The 24,754-nt window shown below is 39.5% G+C and carries 17 protein-coding genes, 1 pseudogene and 1 riboswitch; of the genes and pseudogenes, 7 read left to right on the plus strand and 11 right to left on the minus strand.

Features of this window, described 5'->3' with window-relative positions; genetic code table 11:
- Window positions 1–46: 46 nt before the first annotated feature.
- The 4 genes from FGD67_RS12960 to FGD67_RS12975 form a co-directional block, all read right to left on the minus strand.
- Complete coding sequence (locus tag FGD67_RS12960) at window positions 47–1,018, minus strand: cobalamin biosynthesis protein (protein WP_257171564.1); 972 nt, start codon at window positions 1,016–1,018, stop codon at window positions 47–49.
- Window positions 1,018–1,728 (minus strand): 5'-methylthioadenosine/S-adenosylhomocysteine nucleosidase, encoded by a 711-nt coding sequence (gene mtnN / locus FGD67_RS12965; RefSeq protein ID WP_257171565.1) that lies wholly within the window; start codon window positions 1,726–1,728, stop codon window positions 1,018–1,020. The genes FGD67_RS12960 and mtnN overlap by 1 nt, the downstream gene beginning before the upstream one ends.
- 179 nt (window positions 1,729–1,907) lie before the next feature.
- Window positions 1,908–2,567, minus strand: a complete 660-nt coding sequence (locus FGD67_RS12970; protein ID WP_257171566.1) for a DUF2726 domain-containing protein — start codon at window positions 2,565–2,567, stop codon at window positions 1,908–1,910.
- Between the two features lie 149 nt (window positions 2,568–2,716).
- The gene (locus FGD67_RS12975) at window positions 2,717–3,352 is read right to left on the minus strand and encodes a dUTP diphosphatase (RefSeq protein ID WP_257171567.1); all 636 of its coding nucleotides are present in this window, start codon (window positions 3,350–3,352) and stop codon (window positions 2,717–2,719) included.
- A gap of 110 nt (window positions 3,353–3,462) precedes the next feature.
- On the opposite strand from FGD67_RS12975, the gene FGD67_RS12980 reads away from it, so the two are divergent.
- On the plus strand, window positions 3,463–3,795 hold the full coding sequence (locus tag FGD67_RS12980; protein WP_257171568.1) for a DUF2956 domain-containing protein: 333 nt from the start codon (window positions 3,463–3,465) through the stop codon (window positions 3,793–3,795).
- A 104-nt stretch (window positions 3,796–3,899) separates the two neighbouring features.
- Complete coding sequence (locus FGD67_RS12985; RefSeq protein ID WP_257171569.1) at window positions 3,900–4,211, plus strand: metalloregulator ArsR/SmtB family transcription factor; 312 nt, start codon at window positions 3,900–3,902, stop codon at window positions 4,209–4,211.
- A 93-nt stretch (window positions 4,212–4,304) separates the two neighbouring features.
- Here the strand turns inward: FGD67_RS12985 and FGD67_RS12990 are convergent, their stop codons facing one another.
- A complete protein-coding gene (locus FGD67_RS12990; RefSeq protein WP_257171570.1) occupies window positions 4,305–5,324 on the minus strand; it encodes a GlxA family transcriptional regulator in 1,020 nt (339 codons plus the stop codon).
- A gap of 136 nt (window positions 5,325–5,460) precedes the next feature.
- Here FGD67_RS12990 and FGD67_RS12995 point away from each other — a divergent pair, with 136 nt between their 5' ends.
- The 3 genes and pseudogenes from FGD67_RS12995 (at window position 5,461) to FGD67_RS13005 (ending at window position 10,945) form a co-directional block, all read left to right on the plus strand.
- Window positions 5,461–7,356, plus strand: coding sequence for a beta-ketoacyl synthase (locus tag FGD67_RS12995; RefSeq protein ID WP_257171571.1), 1,896 nt, complete (start codon window positions 5,461–5,463; stop codon window positions 7,354–7,356).
- Between the two features lie 134 nt (window positions 7,357–7,490).
- Window positions 7,491–8,521 (plus strand): annotated as a pseudogene (locus FGD67_RS13000) (IS630 family transposase).
- A 228-nt stretch (window positions 8,522–8,749) separates the two neighbouring features.
- Window positions 8,750–10,945 carry a diguanylate cyclase gene (locus FGD67_RS13005; RefSeq protein ID WP_257171572.1) on the plus strand — a complete coding sequence of 732 codons (2,196 nt, stop codon included), beginning with the start codon at window positions 8,750–8,752 and terminating at the stop codon, window positions 10,943–10,945.
- A gap of 85 nt (window positions 10,946–11,030) precedes the next feature.
- Here the strand turns inward: FGD67_RS13005 and FGD67_RS13010 are convergent, their stop codons facing one another.
- The 3 genes from FGD67_RS13010 to folE2 form a co-directional block, all read right to left on the minus strand.
- Window positions 11,031–12,479: an FAD-dependent oxidoreductase gene (locus FGD67_RS13010; protein WP_257171573.1), complete on the minus strand. Its 1,449-nt coding sequence runs from the start codon at window positions 12,477–12,479 to the stop codon at window positions 11,031–11,033.
- Between the two features lie 27 nt (window positions 12,480–12,506).
- Complete coding sequence (gene gltB / locus FGD67_RS13015; RefSeq protein ID WP_257171574.1) at window positions 12,507–16,967, minus strand: glutamate synthase large subunit; 4,461 nt, start codon at window positions 16,965–16,967, stop codon at window positions 12,507–12,509.
- A 563-nt stretch (window positions 16,968–17,530) separates the two neighbouring features.
- Window positions 17,531–18,457: a GTP cyclohydrolase FolE2 gene (gene folE2 / locus FGD67_RS13020; protein WP_257171575.1), complete on the minus strand. Its 927-nt coding sequence runs from the start codon at window positions 18,455–18,457 to the stop codon at window positions 17,531–17,533.
- Window positions 18,458–18,846: 389 nt separating this feature from the next.
- Between folE2 and FGD67_RS13025 the strand changes: the two genes are divergently transcribed.
- On the plus strand, window positions 18,847–19,194 hold the full coding sequence (locus FGD67_RS13025) for an Hpt domain-containing protein (protein ID WP_257171576.1): 348 nt from the start codon (window positions 18,847–18,849) through the stop codon (window positions 19,192–19,194).
- 14 nt (window positions 19,195–19,208) lie between these two features.
- Here FGD67_RS13025 and arcA read toward each other — a convergent pair whose 3' ends face one another.
- From arcA to FGD67_RS13040, 3 genes are all read right to left on the minus strand, one after another.
- On the minus strand, window positions 19,209–19,931 hold the full coding sequence (gene arcA, locus FGD67_RS13030; RefSeq protein WP_257171577.1) for a two-component system response regulator ArcA: 723 nt from the start codon (window positions 19,929–19,931) through the stop codon (window positions 19,209–19,211).
- 208 nt (window positions 19,932–20,139) lie between these two features.
- Entirely contained in the window at window positions 20,140–21,753 is a 1,614-nt protein-coding gene (locus FGD67_RS13035) for a sensor histidine kinase (protein ID WP_257171578.1), read from the minus strand.
- A gap of 76 nt (window positions 21,754–21,829) precedes the next feature.
- On the minus strand, window positions 21,830–22,891 hold the full coding sequence (locus tag FGD67_RS13040) for a methyltransferase (RefSeq protein ID WP_257171579.1): 1,062 nt from the start codon (window positions 22,889–22,891) through the stop codon (window positions 21,830–21,832).
- A 177-nt stretch (window positions 22,892–23,068) separates the two neighbouring features.
- Between FGD67_RS13040 and FGD67_RS13045 the strand changes: the two genes are divergently transcribed.
- Window positions 23,069–24,361 (plus strand): DsbA family protein, encoded by a 1,293-nt coding sequence (locus FGD67_RS13045; RefSeq protein ID WP_257171580.1) that lies wholly within the window; start codon window positions 23,069–23,071, stop codon window positions 24,359–24,361.
- A gap of 116 nt (window positions 24,362–24,477) precedes the next feature.
- Window positions 24,478–24,685, plus strand: a riboswitch (Lysine riboswitch).
- Window positions 24,686–24,754: the final 69 nt, after the last annotated feature.

Raw genomic sequence — 24,754 nt, forward strand, 5'->3', positions numbered from 1 at the left:
TGAATCTTAATAATAGCAAAGGGCTTTTATCGTATGGCTGTTGGTCTTAATCAGTAATACTATAGGAAATTATCGCGAGTAGCATCATCATTAAAATGAGTAGGTAAAGCGCATAATTTATGCGTTTGCTCGCATGAATAATATCGGTAGCTTGTGGCTGCCTTGCTGAGTCATTAAAGCTAGTTTTACGTACTTTATTGCCGTCATACATAGCAACACCACTGAGTTTAACCGCTAAACCTAAGGCTAGCACATGTAATAATATACTGTTATCTGTGTGGAAAAATTTGCCGCGTATTAAGCGCCAATAAAGTAACGTGTTCTGACCAACAGTACCGAGTAATAGTACTAAGGTAAATAGTCGGCATGGTAACCACTGTAAGAGTTTTACAATATGATTAATGGCGGCGCCAAAATGGATGAAACGAGCAAGCTTTATGTTCCAGGCGTAATGCATTTCTAGTAATAAACGAAAGGTTAACGCTGCCAGAGGTCCGAACACGAGATAGTAAAATCCGACGCAAACCAGTAATTGTGAGCTACGTAACACTTGTGTTTCAATACAGGCTTTACTGATACCTAACGGTGATAATTGCTCGGTGCTGCGCAATAAGAAAGCTGCTATTTTTTGTTTAGCTTGATAGTTGTTATTGGCGACTAGCTCGCGTGCCACATTTTTACTGGTTTTAGTTAAACCAAAGCTGCCTAAGGCAAGGTAGAGCAATAATGCATGCCACAGCCAATACACTTCAATAAAAGCCTCAAATAACCAGAGAATAATGAGTAATGGCGTGAGTGTAACTATAATGGCGATTAAACCGGAAATGTTTTGTTGACGGGCACTGTTGCTTGATTTATTGACTTTATCGGCCAAACGCTGACAATAAAAGTTAAAAAAAGCTAATGGTTGCTGAGTAACAAACTGTCCAATACAGGCTTTTAATGCCATCACTAGTAACAGCATGAAGGCAGCAGAATAAAAATGCGAACTGGTGAGGATATTACTCAGATTTTCCATTAGTTTAGTGTTTTGCCTTTGAGTGCCGCTAACATGCTGGTAACCAGCACTGATGAGTTAACTGATGCTGTTTCTAAGTAAGCTTCAAATGAGCTTGGTGATTCTTTACCCGCAATGTCTGACATTGAGCGAATAACGACAAAAGGAGTGTTGAACTGATGACAGGTATGGGCAATAGCCGCGCCTTCCATTTCTACTGCTGCCATGGTCGGAAAATTGGCTCTTGCTTTGGCAATATCTTCATCTTTGGTCATAAAGGTATCCCCTGTAGTGATCAAGCCAACCAAGGTTTGAATATTCGCAAGTGAATTAATCCCGATCTTGGCTGCCGCGACCAATTCAGGATGTGGTATGTATGCCGGTGGGTTGGCAGGCAATTGACCTATTTCATAACCGAAAGCGGTAACGTCAACATCGTGGTAACGAACTTCTGAGCTGATGACAATATCGCCTACTTTCAGCGATTGCTCAAAGCCGCCAGCAGAGCCAGTATTAACAACATAATCAGGTTGAAATTTATCAATCAGTATCGCTGTGGCAAGTGCGGCAGCAACTTTACCGATACCGGACTGAACAATAACCACGTCAGTGCCATCTAATAAGCCTTGGTAAAAGGTATAGCCGGCATGTGTCGATGTATGGCAGTTTTCTAGTTTAGCTTTTAAAATCGCAACTTCTGGCTCCATTGCGCCGATAATACCTGCTTTCATAAATTTAATCCTGTAAAAGTCTTAGTGAGGTGTTTCGCTAAGTTATGTCTATAGTTTATGCGCGGATTATAACGTGGATTACGCGTAAAATCTTTCTTCAGTATTAACAAAAAAGCAGATCTGTAAATCTGCTTTAAGTTTATGGTATGGGTACATACCCATGAAGTATCATGGGGGGGTTAGTGCGGTAGCGCAGCGGCTTGCGGTGAGGCAAGCTGCCTAGCCATTGCTGGTGTATCTTTGGGCAACATGGCTTGAGCCGCAGCAGGGCTTAATGCGCCAACTGTTCTTGGCCGAGCTCTGACTAAAGGTGCTGGAATAATTCTTCCCTTTACTTGTGGGGTTGGTGCATTGTTACCGAGTATTCGGCTGTTAATGCAAGCGCGAATTTCATCAATGGTATAATTCGCTTTTACTTTAATTCGAATATGTGGAATAGCTGCGGCTTCAAGCGCACCACTGACAAACCAATCTTTTTTAACTTTATAACCCTTACCTTGGGTGTCGACTAAGTCAATCACGCCAAGCATTTTCATGCTGTCGCGTTCACAAATTACAAAGTCTAAATATTTACTATTGGCATTATTTACCGCGGTTTGGCCCGCTCGATTTGATACCCCATTACGAATGCTAACAATGTCGGCCAGCTTAACGCGATTTATAATGCGATATTTTGTGCCCATTGCTTGTTCAACAAGGTTTTGAAAGTTTTTTTCTGCGGGAGTGAATAAAGCAGTTTTACGATCGAAAGGAAAAGGAAAGCTATTGTCGTTTAAGCGACTTGCAAGCATAGCAACAATAACAATTAGGCTGATCATGGCAAATAGAATGAGTTCCATATACATCTCCGGCAGTTCAAATTCTTGACGTTTATCTTAGAACATTAGATAAGCAAAAATTGAGCCAGAGATCACACTAAGATCTCATTGGTTAATTAATTATATCTTAAAGCTTTATATAACTAATTAACCATTTGATTTTTATATATTTACTGCTTTGGGTATTTAGCTTCTAAGGCACTATAAAGCTGCTGTTGAAAATCATCAGCGTTAGCATCTAATGAGTTAACTAAATTTGCTAGCACTTCATTATCTTCTTCACCATGCCATACTTTGATATAGCTACCGTCTTTATAGCCGTGATCTTGACGGAAAAAGTTTAAGGTATTTTTACCAACATATTGACGAAACAATTCAGCTAAATCCATTGACGTTAAACGCATACAATCGGCAAGTGCCAAGGCATCAAAAGCTTGGTTAGTGACCGCTTTTGAGGCCAGCGTTTCTAAAGCAATTTTAAAATCTTCTTCACCGCTATTTTGAGTTAATTCTGCTGCTAAAGTCTGGCTAATATCAGCAATCGAATCACCACTCATAAGTCGTAAGCTCAAACCGAAATGAAAAATATCAACCAGTTCTAACTGGACTTGTGGTAGGTCAATTTCTTGATGTTTCCACCACTTCCAACCATGGTGATCAAGCATTTCTGCACACTCAACCCAAATGGCACGATACCATTCATAATTGTTATCTCGCCATGTTTCACTCACCCGTGAATTCATCGCATCTTGCATTGATAACATTTGTGTAATTTGGTTTTTTGCGGTGCTAAGTAAATCGCTCATGCTGTTCTCTATATTTTGGCTAATGTGGTGGCAATAAAAATTTTTGCTGATAGTTTAGCAAGATTAATGGCATTATATAATGAATAATAAAATGATTAAGGATTTTAGTTTTGACAGCTCAAGTTTCAAACGAAACTCAAAGTGAAGCTTTACGTATAGCTAAAGGCACGCAGAAAAAATCTCAAACCAAAGAACAAACGAAATTAATTGCCCAAGGTATTGAGAAAGGCATTAGTGAATATAAAAAACAGCAAAAAATTAAAGCGCGCGAACGTGATAAACAACGCAAAAAAGGTTTAGTTGCGAAAACGAGTACAACGACAACGGAAGCATTACCATCGACAACCGATAATGCAAAGGTTTCCACCGCAAGCACTAGAGTATTATCAATATTGCCTTGGGTGTTGCTGATGGTGAGTTGGGGCTATTTTATTTTTGTTTAAAGAACACGCGAGTGCTGCTAGTTATCCATATATTCGTCGGGTTAATATCGTGGCTAACTAGTGATGATTTTGTAATAAACCAATAATGAGAATGAGAGAAGTAAATGGCTGAGTTAGCAGAAATTAATATAAAAGACATGCAGGAAAATTCTGCTCAGGCTGCTGATTTATTGAAAGCCATGAGTAACCAACATCGGCTGTTAATATTGTGTCATTTAGGCGAGAAAGAAATGTCCGTTACTGCGCTTAATAACGTTATTGAGCTAAGCCAATCAAGTTTATCACAGCATTTAGCGAGATTACGCCAAGATGGTTTGGTCAAAACACGCCGAGAATCTCAGACTATTTTTTACAGCATTGCGAACCCTTCAGTGGTGAAGCTGATCAGCTTTTTACATAGTGAATTCTGCCAATAGCTGGCACACTAAATGACGAATATGGGCGTTTAAACGACCAAACTTTTGTGTTATCCCGATGATACTGCAGGTTGCGGTATCACCGGGAGATAGTTAATCATTAGTAAATAATTTCTTTCTCACCATAGCGCGATAGGCTTTGGGTGTTAAGTTGAGTACTTGCTTAAAGAGACGGGTAAAGTTTGCTTGGTCTTGATAGCCGACTTGAAAAGCAACTTCTTGAATTGATAAATTACTTGCCCCTAATAGGTCTTTTGCCGTTTCTATTTTTAGCTGTTGCCAATATTGCGTGGCATTGATACCCGTGGCGAGTTTAAAGCGACGGGTAAACGAACGTTGGCTGATACCAAATTGTTGCGCGATATCATTTAACGTCAGCGCTGAATTTAAATTAGTTTTTAGCCAGAATTGTATTTGGCTGATTAATTCATCGGGATGACGATCAACTGCACCTTCTAAGTAGCGCTGTTCTTCATAAGGTTTTCTTATTTCATGCGAAAAGTTACGTTCTACTTGTTGTGCGGCATTTTGGCCATAAACTTGAAAAATAATATGAACGACAATGTCGGCTAGAGCATTTAGGCTAGCTGCACAATAAGTGCGTTCAGATTGGGTGATAAAAAAATCTGGTTTTAAATCTACTTTTGGATAATCGCGCTTAAATTGTTCGACATAATGCCAATGAGTAGTTGCTGGGTGATGATCTAAAATACCCGCTTCAGCCATTAAGCAAACCCCCGTACCACCACCAATTAAGGTCGAACCTTGCTGCCATATATCACTAAGCCACTGTAGCATTTTAGGTTGTCCGGCGATTGTTGGTCTGGGATTACGCCAGAGGCTAGGGATAAAAGCAAAGTCTGGGCGTTGAGCATGGTCAATATCGGTATCTGGTAGTAATTTAATTAAAGCACGGGTGGATATGGGTTTAATACTCTCGGCAACCATTTGAATTGATAGCCGTGGGGCGTGACGATTTTCCTGTAAAGCTACAGCTTCGCCAGCACGTAACATTTCAACAGGCAGACTGACACTGGTGGCTAACATGTGATCATAAAGTAGTAGGGCAATATTAATGGTCTTGTCTTGATCGCGTTTAAATTTTGCCTTCATTGGAGCTAATGTTACGTTATTTTTATCATTTGGCTATTTTGACATATTTTTTGGCTATATATGAGTATTATTTTTTATAGCTAACTCTTACACTGAGTGATATTAATTATTTAGTTGCAATTTAAAGAGACTTTTCATGACTGCGTTACCGATTATAATTGGCATGGGCGGCATTAATGCTGCCGGCAGAACATCATTTCATCAAGGCTTTCGTCGTATTGTTATCGATAAACTAAATGCTGAAGCTCGCCAAGAGACTTTTGTCGGCTTAGCGACCTTAATGAATTTATTGACCAGTCGAGACGGTAAGTTAGTTGATGTCGACGGTACAGTCGTTGAAAAGTCAGCTGTTGAAGGGCGCTTCGGTGCAGAAATATTAGCCGGTACCTTGATCCGTAAAATAGAGCATGAACACTTTGATCCTGATGCGACACCTTGGCAACAAAAATTAACCATGGATGTGGGCGAGCAAGGCATAAGCTTTGAAACTCGTGCTCGTGATTTACCAAGCCCGTTACCACGGACATGGAAAATCACTGAATTAGCTGAGAAGCGAGTGCGTGTGGATATTGCTGGCGAAATTGAAGTCAGTCACAGCTCAACACGTGATAACCCGATTAAAGCGGCAGGGCAATTTCCTACCGGCTTTAAACCTGCAAGTTTATACAATAGTCGTTATCAGCCTCGGGGTTTACAAGCGACTATTTTTGGCGCTGCAGACGCTATTCATTCCACGGGTTATAGCTGGAATAAAATCGCTGATAAGGTTAGCCCAGATGAAATTGGTACTTATTCAGCATCTGTTTTTGGTCAAACTCAAGCAGAAGGTGTGGGTGGTATGATGCAGAGCCGTTTGAAGGGCGATCGCGTATCAACAAAAAATTTAGCGCTTGGTTTAAACACCATGTCGACTGATTTTATTAATGCCTATGTTACCGGTAATGTAGGTACAACTTTCACCTCAACAGGCGCTTGTGCAACGTTTTTATATAACTTAAAAGCAGCAGTGCAGGATATTCAAGCCGGTCGTATTCGTTTGGCGATAGTGGGTAGTAATGACTGTGCTATTACCCCAGAAGTTGTTGAAGGCTTTGGTAATATGAGTGCGCTTGCCAATGAAGAAGGTTTGAAAAAAATTGATGGTAACGGTGTTGCAGATCATCGCCGTACTAGTCGTCCATTTGGTGAAAACTGTGGTTTTACTATTGGTGAAGCCGCACAGTTTATTATTTTAGTTGACGATGCGTTAGCGATTGAACTGGGTGCCAATGTGCTAGGCTCAGTTGCCGATGTTTACACCAATGCTGACGGTATAAAGAAATCAATTACCGCACCAGGTCCAGGTAATTACATTACTATGGCTAAAGCAGTTGCATTGGCTAAATCGATTGTCGGTGCGGAATCGGTTCAGCAACGCAGCTTTATCTTAGCGCACGGCTCTAGTACGCCGCAAAATCGTGTTACTGAATCTTTAATTTATGATCGTGTTGCTAAGAGCTTTGATATTACTGATTGGCCTGTAGCAGCGCCAAAAGCCTTTGTTGGTCATACTATCGGCCCTGCAAGTGGTGATCAGGTGGCGATGGCGTTAGGTATTTTTGCACATAACATTATGCCAGGTATAACGACAATTGATAAAGTCGCTGATGACGTTCATGATGAACAGCTAAATATTGCTACTGAACACTGGCATTGTCAGGCTATGGATGTTGCGTTTATTAATTCGAAAGGCTTTGGTGGCAATAATGCGACAGCGACCTTATTTTCTCCTGCGATAACCTTAGCTATGATGGAAAAACGCCACGGTAGTGATGGTATGGCAACTTATCGCGATAAAAATTCCCTGGTAGAGCAGGCAAGAGCTAAATATCAAGCTCAAGCTGACAGTGGTGATTTTCAAATTATTTATCGTTTTGGCGATGGTACATTGATGGATGATGATGTTAACTTAACCGATGAAAATATCAGCGTGACAGGTTTTGCCAATAAAATAGTACTACCAACAGCAAACCCGTTTAGTGATATGGTTTGATCTATAGGCATTAACCACAGATAATTAAATTTTTCGAAGCCCTGCAATAATACCCAAGCTATGAGAATTGGTATTATACCAATTGTCTTAAAAGTTTGATCTAATAGTGGTATTCATATTCGAGTGATTTTGATATGCATACAGCCGACGACTTTAAACAATTAGCAAAGCAAACCTCCAACGGGCAACTGCGAACCCGCTATCTAGCTTTGTATCATTTCAAGAATGGGGAAACACGAACCCAGATAGCAACTTACCTTGGGGTTGCCAGAGGCAGTGTTAATACCTGGGTATCCAACTATCTGGCGCACGGACTTGAAGGTCTGCAATCCAAACCTAGTCCGGGTAGACCCTGTCAGCTCTCCGTCTCCCAGCGAGAACAGATCGCACATTTTATCAAAGAAAATGCGGTTAAAAAGGAGGGGGGGGCGTTTGATTGCACAGGATGTACGACAATACATTAGCGACACCTTCCAAATCGATTATCAGTTGCGAAACGTATACCGCATCATGGATGCGCTCGGTTTCAGTTGGATAACCAGTCGCTCTAAACACCCTAAACAATCACAACAAACCCAGGACACTTTTAAAAAATTTCCTGCTGGAAACGATCCTTCACACTCCCGGTCATCTTCCTCTGGATCGCGTTGACGTCTGGTTTCAAGACGAAGCACGATTCGGTCAGCAAAATCAGACGTCCAGAATATGGGCAGCCAAGGGCAGCAGGCCAAGAGTAGTAAAGCAACAGCAATTCGATTATGGCTATGTCTTTGGGGCGGTGTGTCCGAGCAATGGTAATACTCAGGCGCTTATCAGCCCTCTTGTGAATAAAGAGGTGATGAAGCAGCATCTGAAATTAATAAGTGAAGCGACAGAGCCTGGGCGTCATGCCGTTGTTGTAATGGATGGCGCGGGCTGGCATACGATCGATACGGCCAGCCCATTTACCAATGTCAGTCTGTTAAAACTCCCACCTTATTCTCCGGAGCTGAACCCGATGGAGCAAGTATGGCAATGGTTACGGCAACGTTGCTTATCAAACCGCGTATTTCGAGGTTACGAAGAAATAGTGGAACAGGTCTCTCGCGCTTGGAATACATTCATTGCGGATGTTGAACGAGTCAAAAATCTCTGTTGGAGAGAGTGGATAAAGTTGGTCAATTAATTAATGCAATTGGTATTATATTGACAGGGCTTTTGTATTTAATGCAATATAGTTTGGTCAAAGATCATTATTGGCTATTTTTAGCTATATAATCAATATATGGATATTGCTAAATTAAACACACAATGTTGATATTCAGTAAAATGACGTTACTGTTCAAGAGCATTTTCTTTTTAACTTAACCGTTAAATTTAGCGATTTACTAACGATTGATGTGGTGCACTATTCATGGCTAGCTTGCCAATTAAAATTGCTCTAAAATTCAAAAAACCAACCGTCGAGGCTAAGCCTAGCCAAATTCGTTCTATCTTATTAGCCGTGATTTTGGGTCTGGTTGGCGCGTTGCTTAACTGCTTTCCAATAGAACTTGCGTATAGCATTTCTTTAGTTATTGGTAATTTAGCTTTCATTTTAGCCGCAGCTTATTTACGTCCAGCATTAACATTGTTAAGTGCTGTGATCTGTGTCGCGCCATTATTTATTATTTGGGGACATCCGTTTGGCTTTTTAACTTTTGGCTTAGAGGCACTTTTTGTTTCTTATATGCGGGGGCGTGGCTGGTATTTACCGACCGCAGATTTTGTTTATTGGTTGATTATCGGTATGCCTTTGACGGCAGCACTGATTTGGTTTAATAGTCCAGATACTCAAGGATATTTACTTTTTTCCTTATTTAAACAAAGTATTAATGCTATTTTTTATACTAGTTTAGCGGTTATCTTGCTGTTTGTTTTTGGCGATAAATTAAATCTTTGGGTTAGATCACAGCAGCCCGCTTTAATAAAAAATCTTAAGCAATACTTACATTATATCTTTTGGATCATGTCAGCTTTTTTTGTGGTCGGTGTTAGCTTGTATTTAAGTCGTAACTTAAATGAGATACAAGAACAGCAGTTTGAAGATAAGCTTGATATTAGTAGCCAATACTTGAGCCGTATTATTGAAAGCTATGTTGATGAACATAAGAAGGCAATTGCGCAAATAGCAAATAAGCTTTCGATTATTGCGCCAAGTGATTACGATGATTCATTGAGTAAAACGCATGAGTTCTATCCGGGTTTTTTGACTATGCTTATTGCCAATCAAGATGCTGATTTAGTGGCATCTTCACCTCGTTCTTTAATGGATAACTTACCTAAAGCAGGCTTTAGTATTTCTGATCGCTCCTATTTCACTCAAGCTTTTTATCATCAGTCACTTTATACTTCGCCGGTTTTTCTTGGTAGAGGCTTTGGCTCTGATCCTATTATTGCAATAAGTGCCCCTCTGTATGCTAAAAATAGCAAGAGCCCTACAGGGATAGTTGAGGGCTCATTAAACCTTAATATGTTTGATCAGGTTAATCGTTATGCGGCCAACGATCGACAAATCGATGTCGTGTTAACGGATGAAAATGATAATGTTATTTATGCTGAATCGAGTTTATCCTTGACAAAATTAGCAAAATTTAATGCTTCTTTCGACCATATAGAACTGCAAGATAAGTTTATGATAATCGATACTCATGGCGCGAACATGAAACGCTATTTATATCGTAGAGTAACGTTAAATAATGGCTGGAAAGTCTTGGTTTTAATTGAACATGGCCAATTTTTACAATTAATTGAGCAACAGTATTTAACCATTTTCATGTCATTGTCTTTAATTTTTGTTTTAGTATTATTACTGGCCAGTCAATTTGCTCATATTTTAAATCGCCCTTTGGCATTTGCTTTAAAAGAGCTTGCTCGAGCGGATAATAAAGCCGGTTATAAGGTTATACCCTATGATGCACCGACTGAGTTTGTCAGTTTATATGAAAAATTACAGCAATCGAAAGCAACACTATTAAAACAGCAGCTTGCTTTAGAAGAAAAAGTAGCAAAACGTACTAAAGAGCTGAATAAAGCAAATAAAGCACTGGAAGAGCTAGCACATAAAGATAGCTTAACGGGGCTATATAACCGCCGTTACCTTGAGAGTAAGTTTAGCGAGTTGCGGGCTATCTTGTCACGAAATGATGCCGCTATGATGCTTGCTATGTTAGATCTTGACCACTTTAAAAAGTTAAATGATCAATATGGCCATTTAGTGGGTGATAATTGTTTAACCTATGTCGCTAAGTTAATGAAAGGTAAGTTTGACCGTCGCAGTGATATCGTTGCACGCTTTGGTGGTGAAGAGTTTATTATTGTTGCTCAACATGATGACAAAAATGCTGTTTTGCAAAAGCTCGAAGAACTGCGCGAAGAGATAGCACAGCACTGTTTTTCTTCTGATATTGAAGATTCAATTAACATTAACATTACCATGTCGATTGGCGTTGTTGTCGCTGATGCGAAACTATCGGAAAATATTGATGCTTGGATTAAACTTGCTGATGAGCAGTTATATCAGGCAAAAAATAACGGTCGTAATCAATTGTCAGTTAATCATTTAATTTGAGTTTAGATAACTGTTATTTTTTGATAACAGTAATAGCACTTTAAAAACACAAGTCGTGTATTTCAAAGTGCTATTAATAGGGTGACTATGCCTGTTTTATCTCAGGTGTCATAACAAAGTCGAGGATACCGATTGCGGCTTTTCGGCCTTGGTCTATAGCCGTTACGACAAGATCTGACCCCAGCACCATATCACCGCCAGCAAAGATATTTTCTTTACTGGTTTGCAGAGCAAAGTTGCTGTTATCTGTAGCAATAACACGTCCTCTGGCATCAACTTCAACGCCGGCATCTTTCATCCATTGTGGTGGGCTTGGCATAAAGCCAAAAGCAATAACCACAGCATCAGCAGGCATAATAAACTCAGAGTCAGCAATGGTTTCTGGATTTCGTCGACCGTTCGCATCGGGTGCACCGAGTTGTGTTTTGACAAATTTAACCCCACAGGTATTACCATTATCATCAGTAGCAATATCAATAGGTTGAATGTTAAATTGAAAATCTACGCCTTCTTCTTTGGCATTTTGTACTTCGCGAGGTGAACCTGGCATATTAGCCTGATCACGACGATAAGCACATGTTACTGCCGTTGCGCCTTGTCGAATCGAACTACGTACACAGTCCATCGCGGTATCACCACCGCCAAGTACAACCACTTTTTTACCTGAGAAGTTCACATAAGGTTTAGCATTTTCATTGCCATCTTCTTGTGAAAGACCCATTAATTTTTGCGTGTTTGCTATCAAAAAGTCTAAGGCGTTGTATACGCCTGTTGCTGACTCATGTTCAAAACCGCCGGTCATATCAGTATAGGTGCCAAGGGCTAAAAATACTGCGTCAAATTCGTCACTGATATCGGCAAAACTGATATCGACACCAACATTGGTATTTAAGCGAAATTCAATGCCCATACCTTCAAGAATTTCTCGACGGGTTTGGATAACATCTTTTTCCAATTTAAAAGATGGAATGCCAAAAGTAAGTAAACCGCCTATTTGCGCATGTTTATCAAAGACAACGGCTTGCACCCCGTTTCTTGTTAACACATCAGCGCAAGCGATACCTGCAGGACCGGCACCAATAACGGCTACCCGTTTGCCGGTGGCGATCACTTGTGACAAATCAGGTTTCCATCCTTGAGCAATTGCAGTATCTGTGATGTACTTTTCAATGTTACCGATAGTGACAGCACCGAACTCATCATTGAGTGTACAAGCTGACTCACATAACCTGTCTTGTGGGCAAACACGACCACACATCTCAGGTAAGCTATTGGTTTCATGACAAAGATCTGCTGCTTCCATAATTTTTCCATCAGTGACTAATTCTAGCCACTGGGGAATATAATTATGTACTGGACATTTCCATTCGCAATAAGGGTTGCCACAATCTAAACATCGATCGGCTTGGCCAGCACTTTGATCACTGCTTAATGGTTGATATATTTCGACAAAGTTAATTTTGCGTTGCTCTATTGCCTTTTTAGGCGGGTCGATACGCTTAACGTCGATAAATTGATAAATATTCTTACTCATGAATTAGTTGCTCCACTTGTGCTCTGATTATTGCGCTTGAACACGTAGTTCTGCGGACGAACGGCTGCGATGACCTAATAAGGTTTTAACATCAATCGCTTTGGGCTTAATCAACTTAAATAATGGTGCGTAAGTAGCAAAGTTATTTAAAATTTCCTCTGCTCTTAAACTCCCAGTTTCATCTAAGTGTTGATTGATTATGCCGCGTAAATGTTCTTGATGAATATTAAGTTCATCTATCGCCAACATTTCAATAGATTCATTATTTAGACGTATGGCTAAATCATCTTGTTCATCTAAAACATAAGCAAAGCCGCCGGTCATACCGGCGCCAAAATTGACACCCACTTGACCTAAAATAGTCACTATTCCACCGGTCATATATTCACAAGCATGATCACCTGTGCCTTCTATTACCGCGTGGCAACCTGAATTTCGTACCGCAAAGCGTTCACCCGCACGACCACAGCCGTAGAGTTTTCCGCCTGTTGCACCATATAAACAAGTATTACCCATAATCATGGTTTTATGACTTAAATATTCTACTCCTTTTGGTGGTTTAATGGTGAGCTTTCCGCCAGCCATGCCTTTACCCACGTAGTCATTAGCGTCACCTGTTAAGGTCATTTCTAAGCCACCGGCATTCCAAACGCCAAAGCTTTGACCAGCGGTACCACTAAAAGCGACTTTAATCGGGCTTGCCGCCATGCCTTGATCACCGTGATGACGGGCAATTTCACCTGATAATGCTGCGCCGACAGAACGGTCAGTGTTCTGAATATTTAAACGATATTCACCACCACTGCTATGCGCAATAGCATCTGCAGCCAGTGATAATAAACGCTGATTTAACTCACCTTTATCGAAAGGTTCATTAGTATCAGTCTGATATAATGCCGTATCATCAGTGGCAACAACCGGGGCAATAATAGGTCGTAAATCTAACTTTTGTTGCTTAGCGGTAATGCCTGACAAAGGCACGAGTAAGTCAGTACGACCAATAATGGCGGTTAAGCTTTCAACCCCTAAATGCGCTAAGATTTCTCGGACATCTTGAGCGATAAATTTGAAGTAATTCATCACCTGATCAGGTAAGCCTTTAAAGAACTGCTCACGTAGCACTTCATCTTGGGTTGCAACACCTGTAGCACAGTTATTTAGGTGGCAAATTCGGAGGAACTTACAACCTAATGTCACCATAGGCGCGGTACCAAAACCAAAGCTCTCTGCGCCAAGAATGGCAGCTTTGACGATATCTATACCGGTTTTTAGACCACCATCAACTTGTAAGCGTACTTTATGTCTTAAGCCATTGGTGACTAAAGATTGGTGCGCTTCAGCTAAACCAAGTTCCCATGGACAACCGGCATATTTAACCGAGGTTAATGGACTAGCGCCAGTACCACCATCATAGCCAGAAATAGTAATGAAATCAGCGTAGGCTTTGGCAACACCAGAAGCGATAGTGCCAACGCCTGGACCAGAAACCAGTTTGACGGAAATAACTGCTTTAGGATTGACTTGTTTTAAATCGAAAATCAGTTGCGCTAGATCTTCAATAGAATAAATGTCGTGATGAGGTGGAGGTGATATTAAAGTAACCCCAGGCACTGAAAAACGTAATTTTGCGATTAAAGGTGTGACTTTATCACCGGGTAATTGACCACCTTCACCTGGCTTTGCGCCTTGTGCTACTTTAATTTGTAGTACATCAGCATTTACTAGGTAGTAAGGTGTAACGCCAAATCGTCCCGAAGCAATTTGCTTGATACGTGAATTTTTTACGGTACCAAAGCGACGTTCGTCTTCACCACCTTCACCCGAATTAGAAAAACCACCTAAGCGGTTCATCGCTATAGCGAGCGCTTCATGGGCCTCAGGGCTTAGTGCACCAATTGACATCGCGGCACTATCAAAGCGTTTAAATAGTTCTGTTTCTGGTTCAACGGTGGCGATATCAATCGCTTTTTGATCGTCTTTAAATGCCAATAAATCGCGTAATGCAGCAGCAGGACGATTATTTACGTGATCAGCAAATATTCGATAATCACTATAGTCGCCACTGCGAACAGCGGTTTGTAGCGTGCTAACAACATCAGGATTATAGGCGTGGTATTCACCACCATGAACATATTTTAATAATCCGCCATGGCTCATTTTTTGATGTGGCATAAAAGCTTTACGAGCAAGGTTGATATTATCTTGTTCAATATCTGAAAAGTCAGCACCCTGAATACGACTAGGTAAATCAGGGAAACACAGTTTCATGATATTGCTATTAAGACCAATGACTTCAAATAAGCCGGCACAACGATAGCTAGCAATCGTTGAAATACCCATTTTAGATAATATTTTTAGTAGGCCTTTATTAATGCCTTCTCGGTAGTTAACCACCGCTTGACGGGCAGTCAAATCAAGTTGTTTTTGTTCAACTAATTGCTCGATGGTTTCATAAGCTAGGTACGGATAAATAGCTGTTGCGCCTAAGCCAAGTAGTACAGCAAACTGATGAGAGTCGCGAACAGACGCTGTTTCAACAATAATATTTGAATCACAACGTAATTGTTGCTCAACTAAGCGTTTTTGCACGGCGCCAACGGCCATTGCTGCTGGAATAGGCAGCATGCCTTGATGTATTTGGCGATCAGATAATACTAAGATAACCGTATTTTTATTTCGAACTAAGCTTTCCGCTTCATCACATAAGCGCAATATTGCCGCTTCTAAACCTTCATCTTGATCATAATTCAAGGTTAAGGTATCAGATCGGTAATGTTCAGGGTCCAATTCACGTAATTGCTTTAAACCGGTATACATTAATACCGGTGTCGCAAATAAAATGCGGTCAGCATGGCCAGTGGTTTCGTTAAAAACGTTATGCTCTCGGCCTATACAGGTTCCCAATGACATAACGTAACGTTCGCGTAATGGATCAATGGGGGGATTAGTTACTTGGGCAAACTGTTGACGAAAGTAATCATAAAGTGAACGTGGTTGGCTTGATAGCACAGCCATTGGCGTGTCATCACCCATAGACCCCGTAGCTTCTTGACCATTCTCAGCCAATGTTTTTACTACTTGGTGTATTTCTTCGTAACTGTAATTAAACATTTTATGGTATTGAGCTATTTCTTGATCGCTAAATACTCGTTGGCCAATTAATCTAGCATCTAATTTGTCAAAAGGTACTAAACGACGAATATTATTGTCTAGCCACTGACGATAGGGATGGCGAACTTTCAGTTCATTATCGATAGCGCTGGAGTTAAATATTTTTCCGGTATAGGTATCAATGGCCAGCATTTCACCTGGACCCACTCGACCTTTTTCTATCACTTCATCTTCACCGTAGTCCCAAATACCGACTTCAGAAGCTAAGGTAATAAAACCATCACGAGTAATCACATAGCGAGCAGGTCTTAGGCCGTTACGATCTAAATTACAGGCAACATGACGACCATTAGTCACGACAACGCCTGCCGGTCCGTCCCAAGGCTCCATATGCATGGAGTTAAATTCATAAAAGGCTTTTAAGTCGTCATCCATTAAAGGGTTACTTTGCCAAGCTGGTGGCATTAATAAGCGCATACCACGATAAAGATCCATGCCACCAGCAAGGAAAAGCTCGAGCATGTTGTCTAATGACGAGGAGTCAGAGCCACTTTCGTTAACAAAAGGAGCGGCGTCTTGTAAATCAGGTAACAAGGGCGATTTAAAGCCATGAGTTCGAGCGCGACTCCACTGGCGGTTACCTTTAATAGTATTGATTTCACCATTATGCGCTAAATAACGAAATGGTTGTGCTAAATGCCATTGTGGTGAGGTATTGGTTGAAAAACGCTGATGAAATAAGCAAATGGCCGTTTGCATACGAATATCAGCCAGGTCTAAATAAAAGTTCGGTAAATCTACCGGCATCATTAGACCTTTATAAATAGTAACGAGACACGACAAGCTTGCAACATAGAAGCGATCATCGCTGATACGCTTTTCAGCACGTCGTCTTGCCATGTATAATCGACGTTCGAGATCTCGGTTACGCCATCCTGACGGTGCGTCAACAAAAATTTGCTCAATAGACGGTAAGTTACCTTTCGCTATTTCGCCTAAGGTACTGGTATCTGTTGGCACAACTCGCCAGCCCACTAAGGTTAGTGTCTCACGTGCTAGCTCTTCTTCAAGAATTTTTTTACTGGCATTGGCTTCAATTGGATCTGGGTTAAGAAAAATCATGCCGACAGCGTATTTTTTGCCTAATTGCCAGTTTTTTTCTTCAGCGACGGCACGGAAAAAACTGTCTGGTTTTTGCATCAACAAGCCACAACCGTCACCGGTTTTACCATCGGCAGCAATACCACCACGATGTTGCATTCGGTCTAAAGCATGAATGGCTGTCTTTACGAGTTTATGGCTTTTTTCGCCGTGTTGATGGGCAATGAGGCCAAAGCCACAATTGTCTTTTTGATAAGTATGATCGTAAAGTTGCATTTTATTCCCCTAAATAAAAGCTCCGGTAAATTTTTGTTAGAATGGAATAAAATTATACTTAAAGTGCATAAATAATCCGAAGTTCGTACCGGAGAACTCCCTACATTAAACATTTAAAATTGAAAGGTCAATGTAAATAGAGTAAATACTCGTAGCTTTTTTACGTCATTACGGCGATGGAAATAGAAGAGAAAACACTTTTTATACTTATTACTGTCGTAATTGTTTACTTTATAAGAAAAAATATATAATCCATCATCAGTTATTGCTTTTATTGTAATTTTATTACATTTTTAATTTTTATTAAAAATAAATTTCAGTAGTTTTTTTATTCACTGTTTATTCATATGATTGAGCAGATTTTTTGACCACGGCTGGAACCTTTATTTTAAAATCTTTAAGAATGTGCCGTGAGTTGCTATGTATGACGTTAGCATTAGTTGCTGGATAAAATAAAGCCTCTTAATCATGTTATAACGACTAAAAGGCTTGATGATGGTGTTGTAGCCTAACTCTGTAAATAAGCTAGCGTAATGATAAGGGAAGGCTTAATACTTAAATTATTAGGCTTGGTAGCCATCAACCAGACCTTTAGTGGTAACACTGACAGCATCATGAGCATGTAACGATTCTAAATGGTTAATGCGTAGCCAGAAATCATCAAATTGCTCTGATGCGTTCATGGTATGCTGTAAACGACGAGCAGCATCTTCACAAAACATTAAGTTTTGACCATTTAAACGGGCAAACTCTTGTTCGTCTTCACGTTTTACCGCAGCTTGCACCGGTGTTTTTAGTGAATTTTCAATTAAATCAACCAGCTCTGTAATTGGAAATTCAGTGGTTGAGTTGTTAAGTTTGACTTTAATTTCGGCAACTGAGCGTTGGCTATGAGGCGTAGCCATTACACCTTCGGTTGTACCTAGCCATTCGTGCACTGTCTCTAAGTCAACGTTAGCTTCATGGGAAAATTTATCTTTAAAGGCTTTCTGTATTAATTGACGAGCCAATGCCGCAGAGCATGGGCAAGTTGAAGAATAACGTACGTCAAGTGAAAGCTCGATATCAAGCTTGCCTTTGTTTAAGCGACCGGTAATGGTGACAGGGTAAGCTTTCCAACCTTGTTTACCGCTGATCAGTGATTTACGACGCAGGTGGTAATCAAAACTAAATTTAACTTTTGCGTTATCACTTAGTTCTTCATGGCTGCTAATAAAGCCATCTAATAGTGTTACTAAGCTTTGATGAGTTAGTACATCTGAGTTTGATAATTCATCAAGGAGTAGGTATAAGCGCGACATGTGAATGCCTTTGGCTTTTGGCTCTTTAAGGTTTACAAACGCGTCTACGTAGGCTGAAACCATACGTTCTGATTGGCCTTGTGAGGCCACCATGATAGGCATTTCTATATTACTCATGCCGACCCAATCCAAAGTACCCTCAGTTTGAGCTGTGGTGTGATTTGCTATATCAGGCATTAATGTAGGCATTTTGACTCCGCTATTCGCTTGTGCACTAGGTAAAGGGCTATCATGGTAACTTCAGTACATAGTAGAATTATAATTGGCATTGCTATCTTAAAACGCGATTGTTTCCACAAATATTATTAAAAGTGGAATATAATGCAATGACCTTAAAAAAGGCGGCTATTTTGAACGAAATACCCACCAAAAGCAATGTTTGTGATAGTGCTGGTGATATTGTTGAAGAATATGATAGTTGTATTTAATTGATGCAATAAATAGTCCTATTATCCGAAGAGGTTTTTTGCATAAATAAGTAAACAAAATAGCAATATAAATCAGATTGAGCTTTATTTTTCCTTGCCGTAAAATTATAGCCACTTAACGATCAATGCAACAGTCACTTAGGAGACTCCATGATAGCAACGGAACAATTAGATTTAAGTTTAATTAATGGTTATTTAGAGGCATTAGATATAGCAATTATCCAGCAAATGTTAGATTTATATATTCAACAGTCTGCGCTGTATTTAGCTGCCATTAATACTGCTATCGTTGCTGAGGATCAAAAAGCATGGCAAGAACATTGTCATAAAATGAAGGGGTCTGCAGCGAGCGCCGGTTTATCTCAAGTGCATCAAAAACTTGTCGCGATTGAAAAAATGACTGAAAATTGGCAAGTTAAAGTTACTCATTTACATGTATTAACTCAACTAAATCAGCAAGCTATTGAGGTTTTTCGGCAATGGCTTGCTAAGCAGTAAGGTTGTGAAGGCCGTTAATTGTTGTTACTTGCAACTTTTTCTACTCGGCCAATAAAGCGATAACCTTCCCCGTGAATAGTGTTGATTAATTCCGGTGAGTCGGGCACAGATTCGAAATGTTTACGTAGACGACGAATAGTGACATCAACCGTTCGGTCGTTAGAACGTAGATCTCGGCCGGTCATTTCTTTGATCAGTTGCTGGCGGGTAACAATTTGTCCGGCATTAGCAATAAGCAAGCGCAGCGCTCGGTATTCACCACGTGGAATTGATATTTCTCTATTATCCGGAGTGATCATTTTTCGAGAGTTGCCATTAAGCGACCATTGATTAAAATAAATAATCGCATCATCTTTTTCTACACTGCTTGGCAATATGCGGTTTAAAATATTACGTGCGCGAATAGTTAATTCGCGCGGATTAAACGGTTTAGTAAGGTAGTCATCGGCACCAATCTCTAGTCCCAAAATTTTGTCAATATCGCTGTCTCGACCGGTAAGGAAAATTAATGCTAAATCATTGTTTTTGGTCAACTCACGGGCTAATAAGAGGCCATTTTTCCCCGGTAAGTTTATATCCATAATAACGAGATTTACTTGATTAGTTTGCAGTTGCTTCTCCATGCTGTCACCATCTATTGCTTCAGACACTTGATAGCCTTCAGCTTCAAATAGATTTCGCAGATTAAAGCGTGTCACGTCTTCGTCTTCTACGATTAGTATATGCGGTTTTTGCATGTTAATTGTCCAGTCCCGTAAAATTTAATTTATAAATGAATAAGTTAAGTGCTAATGTGCTGACCTTGGTTAGTATAGACTATTTCATTGCCTTTAAATATCGGCTAATAGTATAAAAATCATCATTAAAAAACAATCGTCAACAAAATTAATAAAAATACAATTTTATCGCCAATTTCATGATGGTGAGTCAACGCAGATCAAAGTTCTAGTTAATGGGAAAGTTAATTTCAATACTAACCCCTTTACCTAACTCACTATTTAAAACGATTGAGCCGCCAAGTGCTTGGGTAACTAAATTATAGACTAAATGTAAGCCCAAACCACTGCCGCCTTCTCCACGTTTTGTGGTAGTAAAAGGTTCAAAAACTTTATTTTTTATTGACTCATTAACGCCATGACCATCATCTTTAAAAAGAATATTAAGTTGATTACTGAGTGGCATGACCGTTATTGAGATTCGACCAGCCTCCCTCCCTTCAAAACCATGGATGATTGAATTCATCACCAAGTTAATTAAAATTTGATTGATAGGTCCTGGTTTGCTGACAATCGTTAAATTATCGGGGCAGTCAATATCAATAACATAAGGTAAGCAATGTAATTTTGGCCTGAGAGTGAGCAATACTTCACTGAGCAGTTCTTTAACTTTAAAAGTGCGTACTTCTTCGCTTGATTGATCCACCGCGACTTTTTTGAAGCTAGAAATAAGATCAGCTGCTCGATTTAAATTACGATAGATAATGGCAACATTTTCACTGCCTTCGTTAAGGAATTTCTTCAATTGACTAGATTTTAATGTTTTGTTTTCAAAATTAGTTTTAATATCTTCTAATCTATCAGCCAACAATGTCGAAGCGGTTACCCCTAGACCTATCGGTGTATTTACTTCATGGGCAACACCTGCGACCATATCTCCTAAAGAAGCCATTTTTTCACTTTCCACTAATTGGCCCTGAAATTGATGAAGCTTTTCTAAGGTAGAAAGTAAATCTTGGTTTGACTCTTTTAACGCGGCAGTACGTTTGTTAATTTTATCTTCTAGTTCGTGTGAATGCTCAATACTTTGCTGCTCAGCAGCGTCTAATTGTGCAATGTGTTTTTCCATACGGGTAAATAAAATATTAATGTTTTGGCTTAACATATCCGCTTCACGATAGGGCATTGCTTGGCATTGTTGTCGAAAGTTTTTTTGCCGAGAAGCAATTTGAATGGTGTTAATTAAGGTAAAAAATGGTGCACTAATATAACGTTCAAGCTGCAATGCGATGAAAGTGACAATAATAATAATGATAATAATGAGTACCGTACTCGTGATGAGTAACTTATCGGTGAGAAGAGTGATGTGTTCGGTACTACTTTGTAGATAAATAAAGCCAATGACGTTCTCATCAACTTTGATAGCCTGCATATACTCAACGTATTTCTCTCTAAATCTTGGCACTGATAAGTGAGCATAGTCGTTTGATTTCTCGGTGATAGCTGAGCGGCGTTGGTTACGTTTATAACTGTAAAAAAGTTCAGTATTTTCTGCTTGTTTGTTGAGTTGATAAATATGCAGGTAATTTAAATTAGGAATTTTCTCGGAAATAGATAAATTATCATTTAGCGCTTGTCGTTCTGAATTAACTAAATAATCTCGACTTTCATCAGCTACAACACTTGCCCAATATTTGATATGGCTTGATGCTAATATATTGTAACTATTAATATATTGTTTAGCTAAGATTGAAATGCTGACGATAGACAGTAGCGAAACAAAGCCGATGATTGAGATCAGAAAAATCCGACGAATAGACCAAATACGTTTGGTTGGTGGCATACAATACTAAACTCAATTAATTGTTGGAATTAAACTGATTGTAGAAAACCTTATTGCTTTCAACAATCATTTTGTTTTAGTTATTTTTTTCAATTTTGTTATTCAGCTCACACTGATAGATGGCGAAGCCTTTTTCGATAGCTAAAGTTTGTGTTTTACCTATCGCTTGTTCCATGATCGGTGCATATTTTAAAAAGCTGTTAGCAACAATGGTAACACATGAATTTTTATGTAAATTTTGTTTGATTTGAGCTAAAAAATGTTCTGTAGCGGCATAATGAGTTTTTACCCCTTGATGAAACGGTGGGTTAGAGATAACAAAGTTATAGCGCTCTTGTACATTTGATAAACTGTCTGAAGCGATGTACTCACCGGTTAACTGATTTAAGGTTAATGTCGTTTGTGCTGAGTGTAATGCCAAGGCACTGACATCAACTAAAGATAGCTTTGTTTCTGGGTAAACTGTCGCTATGTAAGCCGAAATAACACCGGCGCCACAGCCAAAATCTAAGACTTTTCCGCTCATATTTTTAGGTAAGTGAGCTAATAAAACTTCCGTGCCAGTATCTAAAGCGTTTTGACTAAATACGCCAGGTAATGCAGCAATCTTTAGTTGCTTTTCTTGAACTTTTATCGAGTAATATTTGTAAAATTGTTGTAAGTCAAAATGAGGAAGCGATGCTTTAAACTTCCCTACATACATTAAACAATGGCGAGCACTGTCAACCTTATGGCAAAACTCTAAGTATTCACTGCTTAATTTTTCAGCTGATTTTATACCGCCTTTATTTTCTCCAACTATGATAATAGTGGCATCCTTGGCCATTGACTGAGCAAGCATAGCTAAAGTGAAGCTGAACTCTGCTTTACTTTTGGGGAAATGAATAATCGCCATGTCATGTTGATTTTTTGCTTGATATTCAACACAAAAATGACTTTTTATGCGAGGGTTAACTATGCGCTTTGCTGCTTGATATTCCGCGTAATTACTATGGTAACTATCCAGTTGAGTTACATTATGTTGGACTAAATATTGTGCAATAAAACCGTCGTCGGCAATATTAACCAAAAGAGGTCGTGTTGCTGCAAAAGCCTCGAGATTACGGATCAATAATTGGTTAATATTGCTTATTGCCATGAAGGTACCTGTTGGATGTTAAATGTTACTAATTTACAGTTACTTGTTTGTATAAGTTTTATACAAATAAGCATCGCCGTTGAAATTAATATGTCATAATGTTGCGTATTCTACGCGAATTTGATTATCTCGCCATCATTAGTCCCTCTGGAGTTAGCTATTTTTAGTAAAACGTTATTGCGATTAAAAATAAAATGGCTACATAGTCAATTTAGGCAAGAGATATTAATCTTTCGTTATTTTATGCTTGGACGTTTTTTTGGTCAAAAAGCGCAAGCTGAAGTGTATTTGTCACTCAATGATCCACATAGCTTTATGTTGGTACAAATGCTATCTCGCTTATCAAAGCAGTATAGTCTCAATTTTAAAGTGCTTTTTATTTGGGGGGCGTTACCGGGGATTACCATTTCACCAAAACTCTATCGGCAATGGGCTATTAAAGATGCTAATTTAATTGCTGAACAGTATCAACTCGTTAACATTACTCATGAGCCTTCATTGCTAGTATTAACTACGGGCCAGCAAACATGGCAACTCCTGGTGAATAATATTGAAAATGCGGAACAAATTTTTATAAAAACCTGGGGTGATCAATACACTGAACATCTGCAGACCTCGACACCCCCTATAAATCATCAAGTTAAAAATCAAATACGCTTGCAAGAAAAAGGACATTATGCCCCAGCAAACATTTTTTTTGCTGGCCATTGGTTTGTGGGGGTTGATCGCTTATATCACTTTGAAAACCTGTTATTGAAGTTTGCTTTAATGGATCATACAACCGCTGCACTTGCGCCGACTATTAGGCTTGAAAAACCGACGCATGCTAATGATTGCTTAGCTAATAGCGCTAAGACTAAAGCCACACAGCTAGCTAGTATTCACTCAGAGCCTTTGGTGGTGTATTTATCCTTACGTAGTCCTTATTCTTATTTAGGTTTTGTGCAAGCGATTGCTTTAGCTGAGCGTAATCAACTTGAGCTTGTTATCAAGCCGGTATTGCCTCTATTGATGCGTGGTGCATCGATTCCTGTGGTTAAACAAAAATATATTTACTTAGATTCGATACGGGAGGCTAAAAAACTAGGCATTGAGTTTACCGGTTTTGTCGATCCTTTAGGTGATGGTGTCTTTAATGCTTACCGTTTCTTCGCTTGGGCTGAGCAACAAGGCAAAGCAACTGAGTATATGCTAGCGTGTTTTCGAGCAATTTATGTTGACGGTATTGAGTTAGCTGATGCTGTTAATGTTGATAAGATAATGAAAAATTTAGCTTTAAATGTCGATGATGCTCGTGCTTTTCAGCAAACGCATGATTGGCAGCAATGGGCTGATGTCAATCAAGTGGCGTTGAATAAGTTAAACCTTTGGGGTGTACCTTGTTTTACTTACGGTACATGCAGTTATTGGGGGCAAGATCGTATTCCATTATTGGAAAAAGAAATAAAATCATTACTATCAAATTGTTAGATTAAAATATCAATATACGTATAGACGTCTATTGACTGTGCTTAGATTTAAATGTTTTAATATTGTCGTCCCTTATTCCAGTGAGATTGATGGTAAAAAATTAATCAAACGATGAAAGGGCCAGAAGAGGAGCGTTAACCAGGTAGTTATTGTGAAGAGATCAAACTCTAATGAGCAATAATAAGGGGGTATAACGCCGAGGTAGTGGTATTTTTGATGGTACCAATATCGGTTGTTAAAGCTTGATTGTTAACTAAGAAACAATGGAGTATTAGGTTGAATCCTTGCAACTGTCACCTTACTAGGTGGAGAGCTTCTGGCCTTTGTAAAGGCCAAATTTCGTTCTTGAAATTTAGCCTGTGCAAGCGCCTAAAAGTTCTCCGAACACAAGAG

Source organism: Colwellia sp. M166 (assembly GCF_024585285.1).
GTDB lineage: Bacteria > Pseudomonadota > Gammaproteobacteria > Enterobacterales > Alteromonadaceae > Cognaticolwellia.

Bases quoted from the DNA above. Each gene is read 5' to 3' on its own strand.
- FGD67_RS13040 (WP_257171579.1), bottom strand. From the start codon at position 22,891: ATGGCAATAAGCAATATTAACCAATTATTGATCCGTAATCTCGAGGCT.
- FGD67_RS12995 (WP_257171571.1), top strand. From the start codon at position 5,461: ATGACTGCGTTACCGATTATAATTGGCATGGGCGGCATTAATGCTGCC.
- FGD67_RS12985 (WP_257171569.1), top strand. From the start codon at position 3,900: ATGGCTGAGTTAGCAGAAATTAATATAAAAGACATGCAGGAAAATTCT.
- gltB (WP_257171574.1), bottom strand. From the start codon at position 16,967: ATGCAACTTTACGATCATACTTATCAAAAAGACAATTGTGGCTTTGGC.
- FGD67_RS12990 (WP_257171570.1), bottom strand. From the start codon at position 5,324: ATGAAGGCAAAATTTAAACGCGATCAAGACAAGACCATTAATATTGCC.
- mtnN (WP_257171565.1), bottom strand. From the start codon at position 1,728: ATGAAAGCAGGTATTATCGGCGCAATGGAGCCAGAAGTTGCGATTTTA.
- FGD67_RS13005 (WP_257171572.1), top strand. From the start codon at position 8,750: ATGGCTAGCTTGCCAATTAAAATTGCTCTAAAATTCAAAAAACCAACC.
- FGD67_RS12970 (WP_257171566.1), bottom strand. From the start codon at position 2,567: ATGGAACTCATTCTATTTGCCATGATCAGCCTAATTGTTATTGTTGCT.
- FGD67_RS12975 (WP_257171567.1), bottom strand. From the start codon at position 3,352: ATGAGCGATTTACTTAGCACCGCAAAAAACCAAATTACACAAATGTTA.
- FGD67_RS13035 (WP_257171578.1), bottom strand. From the start codon at position 21,753: ATGCCACCAACCAAACGTATTTGGTCTATTCGTCGGATTTTTCTGATC.
- folE2 (WP_257171575.1), bottom strand. From the start codon at position 18,457: ATGCCTACATTAATGCCTGATATAGCAAATCACACCACAGCTCAAACT.
- FGD67_RS13025 (WP_257171576.1), top strand. From the start codon at position 18,847: ATGATAGCAACGGAACAATTAGATTTAAGTTTAATTAATGGTTATTTA.
- FGD67_RS13010 (WP_257171573.1), bottom strand. From the start codon at position 12,479: ATGAGTAAGAATATTTATCAATTTATCGACGTTAAGCGTATCGACCCG.
- FGD67_RS12960 (WP_257171564.1), bottom strand. From the start codon at position 1,018: ATGGAAAATCTGAGTAATATCCTCACCAGTTCGCATTTTTATTCTGCT.
- arcA (WP_257171577.1), bottom strand. From the start codon at position 19,931: ATGCAAAAACCGCATATACTAATCGTAGAAGACGAAGACGTGACACGC.